20 protein-coding genes are annotated in these 16,131 nt (G+C 41.3%); all 20 read left to right on the forward strand.

Annotated features, from left to right (window positions below):
* The first annotated feature begins 111 nt into the window (after nucleotides 1-111).
* The 20 genes from HZR21_RS01900 (at nucleotide 112) to HZR21_RS01995 (ending at nucleotide 16,125) form a co-directional block, all read left to right on the forward strand.
* On the forward strand, nucleotides 112-1,497 hold the full coding sequence (locus HZR21_RS01900; RefSeq protein ID WP_180745948.1) for a DHA2 family efflux MFS transporter permease subunit: 1,386 nt from the start codon (nucleotides 112-114) through the stop codon (nucleotides 1,495-1,497).
* A 141-nt stretch (nucleotides 1,498-1,638) separates the two neighbouring features.
* A complete protein-coding gene (locus HZR21_RS01905; protein ID WP_003139989.1) occupies nucleotides 1,639-2,166 on the forward strand; it encodes a YqeG family HAD IIIA-type phosphatase in 528 nt (175 codons plus the stop codon).
* Nucleotides 2,148-3,284, forward strand: a complete 1,137-nt coding sequence (gene yqeH / locus HZR21_RS01910; RefSeq protein WP_180745950.1) for a ribosome biogenesis GTPase YqeH — start codon at nucleotides 2,148-2,150, stop codon at nucleotides 3,282-3,284. Before HZR21_RS01905 ends, yqeH begins: the two co-directional genes overlap by 19 nt.
* A 105-nt stretch (nucleotides 3,285-3,389) precedes the next feature.
* Complete coding sequence (locus HZR21_RS01915; protein ID WP_180745952.1) at nucleotides 3,390-4,067, forward strand: hypothetical protein; 678 nt, start codon at nucleotides 3,390-3,392, stop codon at nucleotides 4,065-4,067.
* A gap of 223 nt (nucleotides 4,068-4,290) precedes the next feature.
* Nucleotides 4,291-4,599: a ribosome assembly RNA-binding protein YhbY gene (gene yhbY, locus HZR21_RS01920; protein WP_003139983.1), complete on the forward strand. Its 309-nt coding sequence runs from the start codon at nucleotides 4,291-4,293 to the stop codon at nucleotides 4,597-4,599.
* Between the two features lie 85 nt (nucleotides 4,600-4,684).
* Nucleotides 4,685-5,287, forward strand: coding sequence for a nicotinate-nicotinamide nucleotide adenylyltransferase (locus tag HZR21_RS01925; protein WP_003139981.1), 603 nt, complete (start codon nucleotides 4,685-4,687; stop codon nucleotides 5,285-5,287).
* A complete protein-coding gene (gene yqeK, locus HZR21_RS01930) occupies nucleotides 5,277-5,876 on the forward strand; it encodes a bis(5'-nucleosyl)-tetraphosphatase (symmetrical) YqeK (RefSeq protein ID WP_180745954.1) in 600 nt (199 codons plus the stop codon). Before HZR21_RS01925 ends, yqeK begins: the two co-directional genes overlap by 11 nt.
* The gene (locus tag HZR21_RS01935; protein WP_180745956.1) at nucleotides 5,851-6,504 is read left to right on the forward strand and encodes a hypothetical protein; all 654 of its coding nucleotides are present in this window, start codon (nucleotides 5,851-5,853) and stop codon (nucleotides 6,502-6,504) included. The genes yqeK and HZR21_RS01935 overlap by 26 nt, the downstream gene beginning before the upstream one ends.
* 130 nt (nucleotides 6,505-6,634) lie before the next feature.
* Nucleotides 6,635-6,823, forward strand: a complete 189-nt coding sequence (locus HZR21_RS11690) for a hypothetical protein (RefSeq protein WP_246307774.1) — start codon at nucleotides 6,635-6,637, stop codon at nucleotides 6,821-6,823.
* A 6-nt stretch (nucleotides 6,824-6,829) separates the two neighbouring features.
* Nucleotides 6,830-7,186, forward strand: coding sequence for a ribosome silencing factor (rsfS, locus tag HZR21_RS01945; RefSeq protein ID WP_003139976.1), 357 nt, complete (start codon nucleotides 6,830-6,832; stop codon nucleotides 7,184-7,186).
* Nucleotides 7,187-7,235: 49 nt separating this feature from the next.
* Entirely contained in the window at nucleotides 7,236-7,988 is a 753-nt protein-coding gene (locus HZR21_RS01950) for a class I SAM-dependent DNA methyltransferase (protein ID WP_180745960.1), read from the forward strand.
* A gap of 174 nt (nucleotides 7,989-8,162) precedes the next feature.
* The gene (locus tag HZR21_RS01955; protein ID WP_180745962.1) at nucleotides 8,163-8,810 is read left to right on the forward strand and encodes a hypothetical protein; all 648 of its coding nucleotides are present in this window, start codon (nucleotides 8,163-8,165) and stop codon (nucleotides 8,808-8,810) included.
* Entirely contained in the window at nucleotides 8,807-9,928 is a 1,122-nt protein-coding gene (locus HZR21_RS01960; protein ID WP_180745964.1) for a nucleotidyltransferase, read from the forward strand. The genes HZR21_RS01955 and HZR21_RS01960 overlap by 4 nt, the downstream gene beginning before the upstream one ends.
* Before the next feature lie 109 nt (nucleotides 9,929-10,037).
* Nucleotides 10,038-10,754 carry a YebC/PmpR family DNA-binding transcriptional regulator gene (locus tag HZR21_RS01965; protein ID WP_180745966.1) on the forward strand — a complete coding sequence of 239 codons (717 nt, stop codon included), beginning with the start codon at nucleotides 10,038-10,040 and terminating at the stop codon, nucleotides 10,752-10,754.
* Nucleotides 10,755-11,220: 466 nt separating this feature from the next.
* The gene (locus tag HZR21_RS01970; RefSeq protein ID WP_180745968.1) at nucleotides 11,221-11,952 is read left to right on the forward strand and encodes a PRC-barrel domain-containing protein; all 732 of its coding nucleotides are present in this window, start codon (nucleotides 11,221-11,223) and stop codon (nucleotides 11,950-11,952) included.
* A gap of 127 nt (nucleotides 11,953-12,079) precedes the next feature.
* Nucleotides 12,080-12,256, forward strand: coding sequence for a 30S ribosomal protein S21 (gene rpsU / locus HZR21_RS01975; protein ID WP_003137442.1), 177 nt, complete (start codon nucleotides 12,080-12,082; stop codon nucleotides 12,254-12,256).
* A gap of 143 nt (nucleotides 12,257-12,399) precedes the next feature.
* Nucleotides 12,400-13,026, forward strand: a complete 627-nt coding sequence (locus HZR21_RS01980) for an NAD(P)-dependent oxidoreductase (RefSeq protein WP_180745970.1) — start codon at nucleotides 12,400-12,402, stop codon at nucleotides 13,024-13,026.
* Nucleotides 13,027-13,136: 110 nt separating this feature from the next.
* Nucleotides 13,137-14,333: a phosphoglycerate kinase gene (locus tag HZR21_RS01985; protein WP_180745972.1), complete on the forward strand. Its 1,197-nt coding sequence runs from the start codon at nucleotides 13,137-13,139 to the stop codon at nucleotides 14,331-14,333.
* A 526-nt stretch (nucleotides 14,334-14,859) separates the two neighbouring features.
* Complete coding sequence (locus HZR21_RS01990) at nucleotides 14,860-15,213, forward strand: hypothetical protein (protein ID WP_180745974.1); 354 nt, start codon at nucleotides 14,860-14,862, stop codon at nucleotides 15,211-15,213.
* Nucleotides 15,214-15,285: 72 nt separating this feature from the next.
* Nucleotides 15,286-16,125 carry a WxL domain-containing protein gene (locus HZR21_RS01995; protein ID WP_180745976.1) on the forward strand — a complete coding sequence of 280 codons (840 nt, stop codon included), beginning with the start codon at nucleotides 15,286-15,288 and terminating at the stop codon, nucleotides 16,123-16,125.
* Nucleotides 16,126-16,131 lie beyond the last annotated feature (6 nt).

Consider the following 16,131-nt stretch of genomic DNA (forward strand, 5'->3'; position numbering starts at 1 on the left):
TTTTTATAGATATTTTTGTTGACAAGGAAACTAAAAAGAGGTAAACTAAATATGTTGACAAGGAAACAAAAACAAGACGTAAACTATCTACTACACGAAAGGTTTTTATAAATGTCTTTTATAATACAAAAACAAGTAAAACTACCACGCCAGACAATGGTGACAGCCTGGACGATTATGTTAGCAGCGATAGCCCCGATGTTGGACGCAACCATGATAAATATTGCGGTTAAGCAACTAACGCAGGATTTTTCGACGACAATCGGTATGATTCAGTGGGCTATGACAGGTTATATCTTAGCACTTGCGCTAGCAGTACCAATTTCAGGATGGCTGATGCTGCGTTTTGATGGCAAAAAAGTACTGATTCTTTCAGTTCTAGCTTTTGGTCTGACATCTGTTCTTGTTGGGTTCAGTTGGAAAATCAGTCTATTCATTTTTTTCCGTCTTTTGCAAGGTTTCAGCGCAGGCATCATAACACCCTTGATGTCCACTTTGCTCGTCAAAACGGCTGGTCCAGAAAATATCGGTAAAGTCATTGCTATCGTGACTACCCCAATGATTTTTGGACCTATATTTGGCCCAGTTTTGGTTGGTTTACTCATTGAATTCAGTTCATGGCAGTGGCTTTTTTTCATTAATGTCGGTGTAGTCGCCCTAGCAATCCCTTTACTCATCCGAAATTTGCCAGATTTTCCAGCGGTTGATGCCTCACGTAAATTGGATATTATCGGGATACTGTTGTTATCAGGTATGAGCATCGCCATGATTATGGGCATCTCAAAAGCCGCAGATTCAGCCAGTTTTCTGACACCCTCAACCTTGTTATGGCTAGCGATAGGAGGGGGATTGCTACTCGCCTACATCCTCTATGACAGACACAGTCCATATCCGACCGTTCTGCCGCTGCGCCTCTTTCACCATTGTACCTTCAAAGCGACAAGTATCGGTCTCTTTCTTGCCAACATTGCCATTATGGGGCCAATGTTCCTACTTCCTTTAATCTTTCAAAACATGCTAGAGTTGACGACGATTGGGGCAGCGCTTGCGCTGATACCACAAGGTTTGGGGATGTTAGTTATGCGACCTTATATTGGTCGGATGATTGATAAAGTCGGCGCTAAAAGAGTGGTCTTGGTCAGTGTTGCTCTGTCAATGCTCGGCTCTGTTCCATTAGTTTTCATCACACAACAGACATCTTTCATCTGGTTATCTCTTATCCTTTTCACTCGTGGGATGGGTGTTGGTGGTATTACCATTGCTTTATCAAGTGATGCCTATACGGGGCTTGATGAGCAAGACCTGCCGCCTGCTGGTGTTGGCATTAATGTCATTGAGAATTTGGGTTCTAGTTTTGGTACAGCGCTTTTAGCGACGGTCTTTGCTGCAACGACTTTGACAGCTGGTCAAGTCGCAGGATTTCATGCGGGATTTCTTGTGTCAATCATTGCGCTTATACTTGTCGCTTTACCGGCTTTATTTTTGACCCAAAAATAAAATATGCCGAGTAGATAAGGTTCAGTTAAGCTAGCAAGTATATAATAAAGTCATTCCTAAAATATTTTTCATAAACTTCCCCTTTTCTCAGTAGCTCGCCAAGTTTGGCGAGCTTTTGTGTTTTTGTGTTATAATGAAAACATGAGTATTGAAAATTACAAACCGGATTTTCTGTTATCGGCTGCCTATCAGCTAGATGCAGAAAGTTTGAGACGGCACGGGATTCGTGCGGTATTGGTAGATTTAGATAATACCTTGACTGCTTGGAATAATCCTGACGGGACGCCTGAGATGCGTGCTTGGTTGGCAGAGATGAAAGCAACGCATATCAAAGTCATCGTTGTGTCGAATAACAAACATGACCGGGTCAAGAGAGCTGTTGAGCGATTCGATGTGCCGTTTGTCAGTCGTGCTATGAAGCCTTTCGACATGGGCATTAAAAAAGCGCTTGCGGTCTTGGGTGAAAAACCTGAGGATGCGGTGATGGTCGGAGACCAGCTGATGACGGACATTCGTGCTGCTAAGCGGGCGGGCGTTCGAAGTGTGTTGGTTAAGCCGTTGGTTGAATCAGATGCCTGGAATACGAAATTTAATCGTGCGCGTGAACGACGCGTGTGGCGCAAGTTAATAGAAAAATATGGAGAACCTGAGTGGCAGAACGCGATTTAGTAGTAGAAGAAGTAGAAGCCTTACGTTGTATTGGTTGTGGGGCTGAAATACAGACAGTAGATAAAGATGCAATGGGCTATACGCCAAAATCAGCACTAGAAAAAGGGCTAGAAACAGGCGAGTTATATTGTCAGCGCTGTTTCCGTCTGCGTCACTATAATGAGATTGCGGCTGTTAATATCAGTGATGATGAGTTTTTACGTCTCTTGACAGAAGTAGGTAATACTAATGCCTTGGTCGTCAATGTCGTTGATATCTTTGACTTTAATGGGTCGGTTATTCCTGGTTTGCATCGCTTTGTAGCGGGAAATGACGTGCTTTTAGTTGGGAATAAGCGGGATATCTTACCGAAATCGGTTAAGGAAAGCAAAGTAAGAAATTGGTTGCGCGAACGTGCGCATGAGGAAGGCCTGCGTCCTGTTGATGTCGTTTTGACTAGCGCCTATAATCGCGATGATACGCTAGACCTCGTAGATGAGATTGAAAATTACCGTGAAGGTCGAGATGTCTATGTGGTTGGTGTGACCAATGTGGGCAAGTCAACCTTGATTAATGCGATTATTAAGAATGCGACAGGTGACAGTGATGTCATTACGACCAGTCGTTTCCCAGGGACAACCCTTGATAAAATCGAGATTCCATTGGATGATGGTAGTTTTATCATCGACACACCAGGGATTATCCATCGCCATCAAATGGCGCACTTTATCGGGCCTGAAGACTTGAAATTAGTGAGTCCGAAAAAAGAAATCAAACCAAAAACTTATCAGTTGAATGAAGGTCAGACTTTATTCATGGGTGGTTTGGCGCGTTTTGATTACCTAAAAGGTGACAAGCAAGGCTTTACAGGTTTCTTTGATAATCATCTCATGATTCACAGAACCAAACTTGAAAAGGCAGACGAGTTCTATGTCAAGCATAAAGGTAGCCTTTTAGTGCCACCTCGTGAGGCAGACATGGCTACTTTCCCTAAACTTGTTCGAAAAGAGTTTGCAATCAAAGGTAAATCAGACATTGTCTTTTCTGGTCTAGGATGGATTCGAGTTGCTAAACCAGCGATTATTGCTGCTTGGGTGCCTGAGGGTGTCGATGTTGTGATTAGAAAAAGCTTGATTTAATATCTTAGCCTTGATTGGCTCTTAAAGTTAGACATATTGAAACCATCATCTTTTTATGATATGATGGTTTTTTAATAGAAAAAAAGAGAATATTGAGGGAAAATGATGAATAAGATGAAATTGTTATTTCAGGAAAATCCACTAGCCTATATTGGTCTTGGGGTTGCAGCAGTTGGCGTGGTTGTCATGTTTGTTTTTTTAGTTCAATTAGTTGCGGGCAAAAATAAGAAACATGAGTTAATTAAATTTCTGGTTGCGCTCTTAGTTGTGGTCGCAAGTCTAGGTGCTTTTATGTATGCAGCATTGACCGTCAAGACGCCTAAAACTGACACGATAATAGCTGTCATGGATGAGATCAACGGCAATCAAAATTATCAAAATTATAGTCTTGAAGCCAATCAATTGACGACGTCAATGATTAATGAATGGGGTGCATCAGGTGATTTAACACCTGAAAAAGGCCAAGAAATTATCAATAGCAAAAAAGTAAAAATCGACGCTTTGCTCGCTAATGGTGCAGGCTATTTGAAAGCAATTGATGCGGCAGCACCAAAAGCCAAACTGGACACTTTACCTAAAGCATATGGTGATTATGTCGCAGCGATTAAAGAAAATATCAAGATAAGCTTGAACATGTTAACAGATGTACAGACAATTAAGTTAAACCAGAATGAAACCGTGGATAAGTTTAACAAAGAATATACACAGTCGTTGATGGCAGCACAAACGACAATCAATTCAGCAGCTGATGCCTTGAATAAATTACGTGGCACTGAGAAATAAGTAAATGGGTAAAAAACGGCTAGGCATTTTAGTTATTTGACAAGAAGTCTAAAGAAAAAGCCGTCAACTCTGATAAATAACAAGGAAGGTGCGATTCCTTCCTTTTTGTTTCCTCTAAATTATGGTAAAATTAAACTTAGAGATTTAAAATTTTGAATCGACAGCACACAAGCGGTTAGACTGATTATTTACAGTGTCTAACGCTAAATATAGAAAGATAATTATGGCATTAACAGGAAAACAAAAACGATATCTACGCGCTGAAGCGCACCATTTGACACCGATTGTCCAAATTGGTAAAGGTGGTTTAACTAATGAAATCAAGACGAGTATTCGTAAGGCATTAGATGCCCGTGAATTAATCAAAGTGGCGATTCTACAAAACTCTGATGCTGACATTCAGGATGTAGCAGAAGAAATTGAAGAAATGTCATTTGATGTGGTCCAAACTATTGGTCGCATTTTAGTCGTCTTTAAAGTAGCTGAAAAACGCGAAAATCGCAAGCTCTCCCTCAAAGTCAAAGAGTTGTAAGCCTAACTTTTTAGGTGGCCGTAAGGCTCACATATCAACAACACGTCTCACGCATGTTCCGTCGCAAGCAAAAAAGGAGTTATCGATGGGAATTGAACTTCTCACACCTTATACGAAAGTTGAACTTGAACCGCAAAAAACGGGTAGTCGTCGCCAAATTGGCCTTTTTGTCGGGAAATTTGCCCCGATTCATCTGGCGCATTTGGTGATTGCGGACCAGGTGTGGCGAGAGCTCAATCTCGAGCGCGTTTTATTCATGCCTGAATATGACGATGAAAATGGGACGATTATCAGCCTTTTAGCGCGCGGTTTGCAAGGACATCCGGGCTTTGGTATCGACATGGCGCGGCTTAATCGCACGAGGCAGCCCCTTATTGAAACGCTGAAAACCCTCATCGCTAATAACCCAGATACAGACTTTTACTTGATTGCAGGCAGTGATGAGATTGGTAGATTGTCTCAGTTGGAAAATGCGTCAGAATTGGCGCAACTGGTACAACTTGTGGGTGTGCAGCGCCCGAAATTCAGAACGGGGACGTCGTTACCTATTTTATGGGTGGATGTGCCACAGATGGATATTTCGTCTAAACATCTGCGAGACATGATGCGTCAAGGTATTGAGCCTAAGTTTTTGATGCCAGATGCGGTGCTTGATGTGATTAAGGAGAGAGGATTGTATGGCCTTTGAGTTTTATCCAGAAGTTGGGCTGACACGAGTTGAATTATTTGATAAAATTTCAGCTAACATGTCTGAGAAACGCTTTCGGCATGTGCAAAATGTTGCTAAGTCCGCGCTTAAATTAGCTGAACGCTGGGGATATTCTGAACCTAGAAAAGCAGAATTAGCGGGACTTCTACATGATTATGCGAAAGAAGAAACGGATGCAACCTTTATCCAGCTGATTGAAAAATATCAGCTAGACCCAGACCTTCTCAACTGGAATAATAATGTTTGGCACGGTCTCGTTGGTATTTATAAAATTCAGGAAGACTTGGGATTGACTGACCCTGAGATTATCCGTGCGATTGAGATTCATACAGTTGGTAGTGCGGCTATGACTTTGCTAGATAAGATTTTGTATGTGGCAGATTATGTTGAAGAAGGCCGCGCTTTCGAGGGTGTTGATGCCGCACGTCATCTTGCATACGAGCAGGATCTGGATGCTGCGGTTGCCTATGAAACAGTGCACACGGTCGCATTTCTAACTAGCAAGCACGTCAGAATCTATCCGCAAACGATTTTAACCTATAATGCCTATGTTGACCAACTCAAATAGAACCAAAAAACGTCTACTTGTGGGCTTTACTGCTGGTTTTCTAGCAATCAATGGCGCTCAAGGTATCTATCAAGCGCTTTTGATGGACAGACGCAAGCGACAGTTCCTAGCTTATCTAAAAAATGATGCAAGGGTTACTTTTGGCAATTTTCATCGTGGCTCAGTCTATGGCTACAAGCATATCAGAAGTTCCCAGGACGTTTATTTTGCGGTGAGACAACTCTCTGATGAACGATTTATCGTTCGTAGACATGCCCAGATTTGGGGGATGCCAGAAAGTTATTTAGTCACTGATTTCGACTATAACTTTCTCAGTGATTTTGCTTACTATGTCGATGATCAGATGGCTACGCAAGACCATTTTGAGCCGATTCGTGCTGGGGATTGTTTAGATGACAGATTTCAAGTCGTTCAAACAATTGATGATGAGGCAACGGGTTTGCAAGCCATGGCTGTACAAGTCAGTCAAACGCAACTCGTCATAGCTTATGCTGGCACGAATCCCCTTGATGCTAGGGATTTGAAGATGGATATGACGACGATTGTCGCCAAGCAAAATCTGCCTAGTTCAGAAAATAGCCAGCAACATCAAAAAGCTGAAAAATTTTTATCAGGCAGTCCAAGCTGAATATCCTGATAGAATTATCACGCTGACAGGTCATTCACTTGGTGGATTTCTGGCTTTATACGTCGCTTGTAGACAGAGGCCTGGTGCCACGGTATATAATGCGCCCGATCCATGTCAGCTGTTAGCCGACATGCCCCAAGAACGAGAACTTAAACTGATAAATTACCGCCATGTTTATGATGCTATGGGCAACTTTGCGGGTAATGGCACGGGTGCTGAAGTGTTCAGTAATCGGCGCTTTTTCCTCGCACGCACGCCTTTTGTTTACCATGGTATCGCCTCATGGCGCTTTGATTCAAACGGAAAAATAGAAAGATAAGAAAATATGACAATTCAAAATGTACTACAAACCGCAGTGAAAGCTGCAGATGATAAAAAAGCCCTCAATATTGTTGCTTTAGATATGCGCGAAGTGAGCGGTGTGATGGATACGCTTGTCGTGATGGAAGCGATGAATGCGCGTCAAATTGATGCGATTGTTGACAATATCACAGAAGCTATTAAGAAAAATGGTGGTGAAATTCACGGTGTTGAAGGCGTTGGCGCAGACGGTTGGGTCTTAATTGACTTGATCGACGTGGTTATCAATGTCATGACCCACGATTCACGCCTGACGTATAGCCTTGAAAAACTTTGGCACGACGCTCCAGATATTGACGTAGACGAGTGGTTGACAGCATAATGATACTGAAAGCGGTGCGACGTAGTCGCATCTAATGAAGTGAGAAAATATGGATAATTATCAAGAATTTGCACGCGTTTATGACACGATTATGGACGATACCTTATACGATGCTTGGCATGATTTTTCGCGTCGGCATTTACCGTCAGAAACGACAGATATACTAGAGCTTGCTTGTGGCACAGGCAAGCTTTCTGTGCAGTTTGCGCGAGATGGCTACGCAGTGACTGGACTCGATTTGTCAGAAGAAATGCTGACTATCGCTTACAACCGAGCGCTTGACGAGCTAGACGAATCCACAGGCATCGGCTTTATTGAAGGCGACATGCGCGATCTGAGTGACGTCGGCACCTATGATGCCGTAACTTGTTATAGCGATAGCATCTGCTACATGCCTGATCGTGAGGCCGTGCAAGAAGTCTTTGACGGCGTCTTCAACGCCTTGAATGCGGGTGGCACCTTTATCTTCGATGTGCACTCCGTGCATCAGATCGATCATGTCTTTCCAGGCTATGCCTATCATGAAAACGAAGAGGACTTTGCCTTTATTTGGGACTCATTTCCAGGTGAAAAAGCCCACAGCATCACTCATGAACTAACCTTCTTTGTCAAGGATAGCGAAGGGAAATTTGAGCGCCGTGATGAAGTCCATGACGAGCGGACTTACACGATTGACAATTACCTGACCATGCTAGATAATGCAGGTTTTGTTTCGGTCCAAGTCTTTGCTGATTTTGAAGATACTGCACCACAAGAAAAAGATGACAGTGCGCGTTGGTTCTTTGTTGCCAGAAAAGATTAAGCAAGAGCATGACGCCGATAGACTTCTATATCATGAAGTATCATGCAAAAAAAAGATAACGACGGTCGAAAACAACTAGGCGGCAGTCTAGGGTGCTTGCAATAATTTGCTATGCTACTTGTCATCGTGTTTATGGTCGTTTTGATTAGGCTAATAGCTGGTACACTTTTTTAAATGAAAGGAAATACTATGTTCTATTTAGGTATCGTCGTGGTCGTAGGCTTGGTAGTCTACCTGACAGAAGATAAACGACAAAGAAAAATGCCAACGTGGTTAAAAGTACTTTTGGTCATCGTAGGCTTAGTCGTTCTAGCCGATATTTCTGAAGAATTAATGGGGGTTGTTTTTCTAGCCCTCATCGTCAGTTGGTTTGTCAGACGGCCAAGTCGTCAAAATAGACGTCAGGCAGCAGCAGCCAATGCAATGCGAGAACAAGCTAAATCTTCTTCCGCGCAGCCAATTGATCCGATTAAACACTATGTCTCAACACCCAAGCGCCGTGAAGCTCTAGCAGAGTTAGACAGCACACCCGAAGAATTAGCAGCCTACATTCATCAAGAAATCGATACCTTCTTCCTGAATGAGTGGACTAAGATGTCAGTCATTTATACAGACCAGTCTCATCAGTTTGACGATGATGTTCAAGAGAATGCTGGGTATCAAATGCGAGAAATTTTGGATGCTATTTCTGCCAAATTTGCCAAGAAAAAACGGGCTGAAATGGTTGAAAAACAATCAATTAACGAAGAACTGAAAGCCCAACATAAACAAGAAATTGACATCGCCATGCAAGTTTATGAAAAGTGGCAGGATAAGTCATGAGCTTACCTAAAGTTTCAGGTATCATTGCAGAGTTTAACCCCTTTCATCATGGGCATCAGTACTTGTTGTCACAAGCACCAGGTCTGAAAATCGTTATCATGAGTGGCAATTGGATGCAACGAGGTGAGCCTGCGATTGTGGACAAGTGGACACGTGCCCAAATGGCCTTAAAAAATGGTGCGGACATTATCGTCGAGCTACCATTTTTTGCTAGTGTTCAGGGGGCTGACTATTTCGCCCAATATGCGGTGCAAATGCTAGCTGACTTAGGTGTTAATCAGTTGGTCTTTGGGACAGATTCTGATGATGTCGACTATGACATACTATGTCAGCTTTATCACGAGAAAAGTATAGAGATTCAGAGGTTTTTAGAAACTCTGCCTGAAAACTTGTCTTATCCACAAAAGATGCAGCAGATGTGGCAGACTTTTGCTGGTATTCAATTTGATGGCAATACACCCAATCATATCCTAGGCTTAGCCTATACCAAGGCCGTGGCAACTGTCGCGGCAAACATCCAGTTACACCCAGTCAAGCGGATAGGAGCAGGCTTTCACGATGACACCTTGTCACAATTTGCCTCAGCGACTGCGATTCGTGAGCATGCAGATGAAGATTTAACAAGCTTTATGCCAGACTATGCTAGCTTTCAAGTAGCGCCTAAAGTTCAGTGGTTGAATTATTTTCCCTTGCTTAAATATCAGCTCCTTTCCGCACGTCTTACCGACATTTTCCAGGTTAATGATGAGCTGGCTGTCAGATTGAAAAGTGCCATTAAAACAGCGACAGATTTTGAAGCCTTAGTGGATGCCGTGGTGACGAAGCGCTATACCAAAGCACGAGTTAGGCGTTTGTTGACTTACATCTTGGTCAATGTGCCTAAATCACAAGTCTTTGAGCAGTTCAAACCACATGTGCTAGGCTTTTCAGCAGCGGGTCAGCGCTATCTGAAAAATTTTGATGTCGTGACCAAGGTAGGTAAAACCTATCAAGACAGACTCACACTTCAGGCAGACGCTATCTATCGTCTGGGCAATCAAGCCATTCTTGAGCAAAATTATGGTCGGCCACCGCTTAGGCAGACGCATGGCGCAGCCCAAGGGAAAGAAATAGGTTAATGGGCTAAAAAAGTGTCGAAAATGACACAATAGCTGACAAATGTCGAAATTATGATAAAATAGTATAGAATAATAATAATGCTAAAAGGATACGAAAGAAGGAGTAATAATGGGACGCAAATGGGCGAATATCGTTGCAAAGAAAACTGCTAAAGATGGTGCAAACTCAAAAGTTTATGCGAAATTTGGTGTGGAGATCTACGCTGCAGCGAAACAAGGGGATCCAGATCCTGAGTCAAACTCAAAACTGAAATTTACGATTGAACGTGCGAAACAAGCACAAGTGCCGCGTCATATTATTGATAAGGCGATTGATAAGGCGAAAGGTAGCAGTGATGAAACCTTTACCGAAGGTCGTTATGAAGGATTTGGTCCTAACGGCTCAATGGTTATCGTGGATACTTTGACAACGAACGTTAACCGGACGGCTGCTAATGTCCGTGCGGCTTATAACAAAAATGGTGGGAACTTTGGTGCCTCAGGCTCAGTGTCTTACTTGTTTGATAATACTGGGGTCATCGGGTTTGTCGGTGATAATGCAGACGAGATTTTCGAGTATCTTTTGGAAAAAGAAATCGATGTTCGCGATGTTGAGCAACAAGAAGATCAAGTGATTGTCTACACGGAGCCAGAAGCTTTGCATAAAGCCTTAGAAGCTCTTCGTGAAAATGGTGTAGCTGAATTTACAGTGTCAGAGCTTGAATTGATCCCGCAAAGTGAAGTTGAATTATCTGGCGACGATTTAGAAACCTTTGAAAAATTAATCGATGCACTTGAAGACGACGAAGATGTTCAAAAAGTTTATCATAATGTGGCTGATTTCTAAAGTTATCTCATGTTATTGATCATGATAATATTGTAAACAATCATGTAGGAAAATACTACATGGTTTTTTTATTTAGTTTTTTCTAAAAAAATGACAAATAAAAGGGGAAGTCGTGCTGTCTATCGGTTTTAGTCTATTATTTGTTGTTTGAAAAGTGATTTTTTAGTGGATTTTTGGGAAAAATGTCCTAAAAATACATGGTAATTTAATTAAATAACGGTATAATCTATTATGTTGATTGTTTTTTTATCATATTTTGTTAATTACATAGGATATGTGACTGTTTAAATGAAAATAACATGAGTAGACTTGTTGTCAGGTGCGATGGTAATGATTGTTAACCTAAAGGTACTTTGGGAGTTTGCGTCAATTTAAATAAAAATATCGTGTCTGAAATAAGTTAATCATATGATGAAAAATGAAGGATAACTTACATAGTTAGTAGTACTCAGATTGGGGAGAAAAAATGAAATTAGTTAGTGTCTTAAACGAGCTGCCAATTGTTGGCATTCAAGAAGGTAAGGTGATTGGTATCACATCAAAAGTCTTTGTTTCAACGGAAACAAGACGGGTTAAATATTTGATATTTAATATGATTCAGAACATGAATGTACCAACAGCAATTGATTTTGAAGCAGTTAGAGGCTTAGGTAATGATTATATCGTCGTCTTGACAGCTAATGAAATCAAACCTTTTTCGGATAAGTCAATTCATTTAGAGAGTACGGTTGATATGATTGGAACACCTGTCTTGATGGACCTTGGCAATAAAGTTGGTAAGGTCGTTGATTTCGAAATTAACGAAAAAACTGGTGAGATTTCGAAAATTATTTTAGACTCAGATGATAGTTTTACAGGTCAACAAATTATTTCGCTTTCTGAGCATTTTATCATTGTGACTGATATGCCAGAATGCTACCAAGTGACTGGTGATAAAAAAGATATGATATTCTCATCACCTCAAGAATGCGTTGTTGATCCTAAAGAAGTAGCATCTGATGAAGTTGATAAAACAGACAACACACTCGTGCTTGATCAAAAGATATTAGATCTATTGACAGGTCAGGTGACTGTTAATCAAACAACCTCAGAAGATGGTAAGTTTTCAATTGATTCAGGTGTGACATTGACGCAACAAATGATTGAAGAAGCAAATCAACAAGGTGTTCTTGGTGATTTGGTTATGAATGTTGAGTAGATTAAAATCTCGCAATCAGGATAGTGCTAACGAATTTTATCAAATCTCTTGACTTTTATCTGAAACATGGTAAACTAAAATGGTATGCTTTTGGCATAACTATGAAACGGAAAAGAGGTGAAATCCTATGTCACAAACAATCGTACGTAAAAACGAATCGCTTGACGACGCGCTTCGCCGCTTTAAACGTTCAGTAACAAAAGCTGGAACACTTCAAGAAGCTCGTAAACGCGAGCACTACGAAAAACCTTCTGTGAAACGCAAACGTAAATCAGAAGCAGCTCGTAAACGTAAAAAATTCTAATCATTAAAGTTTAGAGATAAAAAAGCAGCCTTGGGGTTGCTTTTTTTGTCTTCACGCGGATAAAACCAATTTCTTTACGAATTCATCTTTTAAATGTTACAATGAAGGCAAATCAAAGTATTAATAAGGAAAGAGGAACAAGCATGAAAATCGCAGTTATTGGTGCAACAGGTCAAGCAGGCAGCTTGATCACCGAAAAATTAGTTGCTGCGGGTGCAGATGTCACAGCGTTAGTTAGAAATGCCAGTCGACTAAAAGTTGACGTGCCAGTCATCGAAAAGGATATTTTTGCCCTAACACAGGCAGATCTTGCGCCATTTGATATCATCATTGAAGCTTTTCGAGCGCCTGACGGTCAGGAAAGTCAACACTTGCAAGCCATGAGACATCTGATGAGCTTACTAGAAGGTAGCCAAACACGTCTCATTGCGGTGGGCGGGACGAGCTCACTCTATATCGATGCGACGCGCACCAAACGTCAGATTGACCTTGTTGATGTGACAGCGCCTTTCTACCCTGTCGCTAAATATATGAGTGACGGAGCCCTTGAACTCAAAGCAAGTGATCTCAACTATACTTACTTTTCACCTGCAGCCTACTTTGACCCGGCTGGCCCTGAAACGGGGGCTTACAGCTTAGCCACCGACATTTTCACGGCAAATGCGTCTGGGGAAAGCTATATTTCGATGGCAGATTTCGCAAGTGCTGTTCGTGATATCGCGCTTAATGGGACGCACCAAAGGGAACATATCAGCATTTATCAAAATTAGGGGCGGATGAGGTGAGTGAAAAAGTGATTTAATGTGTCACCTGTCTGCTTTTTGTGATATAATGTACTATGTAGATTTATAGAATACAATTTAATGGAGGCAACAACCAAATGGCTAAACTTACTGTAAAAGACGTTGAGTTAACAGGTAAAAAAGTTCTCGTACGTGTGGACTTCAATGTACCTTTGAAAGACGGCGTGATTACAAACGATAACCGTATCACAGCAGCGTTACCAACAATCAATTACATCCTTGAACAAGGTGGACGTGCAATTCTTTTTTCTCACCTTGGTCGTGTAAAAGAAGAAGCTGATAAAGCAGGTAAATCTCTTGCACCAGTTGCAAAAGCTTTGTCTGAAAAATTGGGTAAAGAAGTTGTCTTTACTGGTACAACTCGTGGTGCTGAACTCGAAGCTGCAATTGATGCGCTTAAAGACGGCGAAATCTTGCTTGTTGAAAACACACGTTTTGAAGATATCGACGGTAAAAAAGAATCTAAAAATGATCCTGAGCTTGGTAAATACTGGGCAGGTCTTGGCGATGGTATCTTCGTCAACGACGCTTTCGGTACAGCTCACCGCGCACACGCTTCAAACGTAGGTATCTCAGCTAACGTTGATAAAGCAGTTGCTGGTTTCTTGCTTGAAAACGAAATTGCTTACATTCAAGAAGCAGTTGAAGCACCAGTTCGTCCATTTGTTGCCATTCTTGGTGGTTCAAAAGTATCAGATAAAATCGGTGTCATCGAAAACCTTTTGTCAAAAGCTGACAAAGTAATTATCGGTGGTGGTATGACTTATACTTTCCTTAAAGCTCAAGGCATCGAAATTGGTGATTCACTTGTTGAAGCTGACAAATTGGATATCGCTAAAGAATTGCTTGCTAAAGCTGACGGTAAATTGATCTTGCCAGTTGACTCAAAAGAAGCGAATGCTTTTGCTGGTTACACTGAAATCAAAGATACTGAAGGCGATGCGATCGATCCTGGCTTCCTTGGTCTTGACATCGGTCCTAAATCAATCGCGAAATTTGACGCTGAATTGACAGGCGCTAAAACAGTTGTCTGGAACGGACCAATGGGTGTATTTGAAAACCCTGACTTCCAAGCTGGTACAATCGGCGTTATGGATTCAATCGTTAAACAACCAGGCGTTAAATCAATCATCGGTGGTGGTGACTCAGCAGCAGCAGCTATCAACCTTGGTTACGCTGAGAAATTCTCATGGATTTCAACTGGTGGCGGCGCTTCAATGGAACTCCTTGAAGGTAAAGTCTTGCCAGGTTTGGCTTCATTGACTGATAAATAAGCCAATCATTTGACTGGCGATGATGATAATAAGCTTATCATCACTATAAAAACGGGATTAGTTTAAGCTAATTCCGTTTTTTTAATGTTTTTTGTAGCACTAGTGAGATGATGTTGGTCTTGTTGGTGCTTTTTCTTGTGTTGTGCTCCAGTTCAGTAAAATCTATCAATATATAATATAAATTTTGGTAGCTTATTACCACATTAATTGTAATAAAACCATAAATATGTTATAACTAATATAAGGTATTTTGTAATTTATTATTAATAAAATTAAAGATATAACATAGTGGAATTTAGTGTATTAATTGTAAATATAAACTGATTGAAAGGAGTAAAAGCTTAACATATACGGTATAAAACACTTGATTCATAGGATGCGTGTGCTTTTTGAAAAATATGTAAGTAAGTTTATTTTCTAGAAAATAAGTCCATTTATGTGTTGAAATAAAGTTAATAAATGATATTTCTTTCAAAAAGCTGATAGCCTGATTCTAAGAAAATATGTGTCAGAAAGGTGGGTAGATGTGAGCAAGAAGAATGTTTTAGTCTTACTTTTATTGTTTTTGATGTTACCTAGTGGTTTTGGGCTGGCGGATGAAACAGAGTCGACATCACAAGGAGATCTGGGATTTACTGGTATTTGGGAGGCGCCGTTAGAGACGGACAAGACAAGTGTTCCTCCGAAATCTCAAGATACGAATGCACCTGAATCGGTGGCGTTTCCGAATACGACAGTATCGAAGACGGCTACTTTTTTTCCAAAGACAGGGGAGATAAGGTCTACAGTAGCCATCCCCAGTTTAATTGGTGGGATGATTCTGCTTTTCGTGATTGCTTATGAAAAAATAAGGAGGAACAAGATATATAGAAAAGATTGATAGCAAGCACTGTTATTAGAGTACCATTAAAAAATATTTTTCTAATGACTAGAAGTTTAGGAGGAATCAATCATGAAAAATTCTGCGCTTAAATCTTCAGTACTACTTGCAACACTTCTAATTGCAGGAACAGTTTGGACAGCTACGGTAAGCGCAGCTGTAACTAAGGGTGGAGATTTTACGACGAGTGCTAATTTAGTTTTACAGGCAGGAACAGGACCTGTATCGCCTCTTGACCCGACAGATCCAGATAATCCAGTAACACCCTTAGTGCCAGGTACACCTGGAGCGGGTGGCAATATTACTGTTGATTATGGCTCAACACTCTACTTTGGGACACAAACCATTTCTACTCAAGCTCAAACTTACTATGCACATCCTGATTTGGTAACTGATAAAGACAGCAACGTGAAAGCGGTACCAAACTATGCACAAGTCACGGACCAGTCAGGTGAATTAGCTGGTTGGACCTTGACCTTGACACAAGCATCAGATTTACATTTATCAACAGGTACAGCGTCGGACCCAGGCTATGCGCTCACAGGCGCATCCATTAGTTTTACAGGTGGACAAATTATTGGTGGGAATGGCATGACAGATGGGACACCAACTGATGTTGCGACAACAGGGACATTGACACCAGGTGTTGCGACTAAACTGGTCGTAGCATCATCTGGTAAAGGTGCAGGGACTTGGCTTTACAGCTTCGGTGTCATTGATGCTTATGATACCACATCAGTTGATACGAATAATCCAACAGATCAAACAAAGGTTGCCTCAAAATCAGCTATCAGTTTAGCTATCCCAGCAGGCTTAGTCCAAAAAGCAGCAGCCTATTCAACAAATCTATATTGGAGTTTACAAGCTGTCCCAGGTAATGATTGGACAGGAGAAACGACTGCGACATCTTAACACATA

Source organism: Pseudolactococcus laudensis, from assembly GCF_013449735.1.
GTDB classification, from domain to species: Bacteria; Bacillota; Bacilli; order Lactobacillales; family Streptococcaceae; genus Pseudolactococcus; species Pseudolactococcus laudensis.

What these genes read in the sequence shown, in the direction of transcription:
- HZR21_RS01955 (WP_180745962.1), top strand. Translation starts at nt 8,163, where the DNA reads ATGAAAGGAAATACTATGTTCTATTTAGGTATCGTCGTGGTCGTAGGC.
- HZR21_RS01905 (WP_003139989.1), top strand. Translation starts at nt 1,639, where the DNA reads ATGAGTATTGAAAATTACAAACCGGATTTTCTGTTATCGGCTGCCTAT.
- HZR21_RS01980 (WP_180745970.1), top strand. Translation starts at nt 12,400, where the DNA reads ATGAAAATCGCAGTTATTGGTGCAACAGGTCAAGCAGGCAGCTTGATC.
- HZR21_RS01995 (WP_180745976.1), top strand. Translation starts at nt 15,286, where the DNA reads ATGAAAAATTCTGCGCTTAAATCTTCAGTACTACTTGCAACACTTCTA.
- HZR21_RS01915 (WP_180745952.1), top strand. Translation starts at nt 3,390, where the DNA reads ATGAATAAGATGAAATTGTTATTTCAGGAAAATCCACTAGCCTATATT.
- HZR21_RS01985 (WP_180745972.1), top strand. Translation starts at nt 13,137, where the DNA reads ATGGCTAAACTTACTGTAAAAGACGTTGAGTTAACAGGTAAAAAAGTT.
- HZR21_RS01965 (WP_180745966.1), top strand. Translation starts at nt 10,038, where the DNA reads ATGGGACGCAAATGGGCGAATATCGTTGCAAAGAAAACTGCTAAAGAT.
- HZR21_RS01925 (WP_003139981.1), top strand. Translation starts at nt 4,685, where the DNA reads ATGGGAATTGAACTTCTCACACCTTATACGAAAGTTGAACTTGAACCG.
- HZR21_RS11690 (WP_246307774.1), top strand. Translation starts at nt 6,635, where the DNA reads ATGCCCCAAGAACGAGAACTTAAACTGATAAATTACCGCCATGTTTAT.
- HZR21_RS01960 (WP_180745964.1), top strand. Translation starts at nt 8,807, where the DNA reads ATGAGCTTACCTAAAGTTTCAGGTATCATTGCAGAGTTTAACCCCTTT.
- yhbY (WP_003139983.1), top strand. Translation starts at nt 4,291, where the DNA reads ATGGCATTAACAGGAAAACAAAAACGATATCTACGCGCTGAAGCGCAC.
- rsfS (WP_003139976.1), top strand. Translation starts at nt 6,830, where the DNA reads ATGACAATTCAAAATGTACTACAAACCGCAGTGAAAGCTGCAGATGAT.
- yqeK (WP_180745954.1), top strand. Translation starts at nt 5,277, where the DNA reads ATGGCCTTTGAGTTTTATCCAGAAGTTGGGCTGACACGAGTTGAATTA.
- HZR21_RS01970 (WP_180745968.1), top strand. Translation starts at nt 11,221, where the DNA reads ATGAAATTAGTTAGTGTCTTAAACGAGCTGCCAATTGTTGGCATTCAA.
- HZR21_RS01935 (WP_180745956.1), top strand. Translation starts at nt 5,851, where the DNA reads ATGCCTATGTTGACCAACTCAAATAGAACCAAAAAACGTCTACTTGTG.
- HZR21_RS01900 (WP_180745948.1), top strand. Translation starts at nt 112, where the DNA reads ATGTCTTTTATAATACAAAAACAAGTAAAACTACCACGCCAGACAATG.
- HZR21_RS01950 (WP_180745960.1), top strand. Translation starts at nt 7,236, where the DNA reads ATGGATAATTATCAAGAATTTGCACGCGTTTATGACACGATTATGGAC.
- rpsU (WP_003137442.1), top strand. Translation starts at nt 12,080, where the DNA reads ATGTCACAAACAATCGTACGTAAAAACGAATCGCTTGACGACGCGCTT.